The sequence below is a fragment of the Bacillus pretiosus genome, assembly GCF_051294775.1.
Taxonomy (GTDB): Bacteria; Bacillota; Bacilli; order Bacillales; family Bacillaceae_G; genus Bacillus_A; species Bacillus_A wiedmannii.
Genome location: NZ_JBPPHF010000035.1, coordinates 1 through 406, shown reverse-complemented (window position 1 = coordinate 406; position 406 = coordinate 1). Strand labels below are relative to the sequence as shown.

Annotated in this window: 1 pseudogene; it reads right to left on the bottom strand. The window is 35.0% G+C overall.

Features of this window, described 5'->3' with window-relative positions:
- Positions 1 to 5: 5 nt before the first annotated feature.
- Positions 6 to 406, bottom strand: a pseudogene (locus ACSG5Z_RS29730) (RNA-guided endonuclease TnpB family protein); the annotation flags it as partial.

Genomic DNA, 406 nt, shown 5'->3' with positions numbered 1-406 from the left:
GTTTACGATAAGGCAATGACTTGTTTGCCATACCATTTTGCTTTGTATTCCAACATGGATCGAAATTGCGACCATGATACTTCACTAATTGCTTTTGCTAACTTATGATTCTTTAACATATTCGATACTTGCAAATCCTCTATACCGATAACATCGTGGCTTTTGATGTTTTCAGTTGAGATTTTGTCCAAGTAATCTTTTCTAGCATTTGATATGTATTCATGAATTCTAGCTACTTTTACTCGTTGTTTATTCCAACGAGTAGATCCTTTCATTCTTCTAGAAAGAACACGCTGTGCTTTCGCCAACTAATCTTCTAATGATCGGAAAAACTTCGGATTTTTATAGGGTGTTCCATCTGATAAAATGGCGAAATCTTTTAGACCTACATCTATCCCAATGTAAG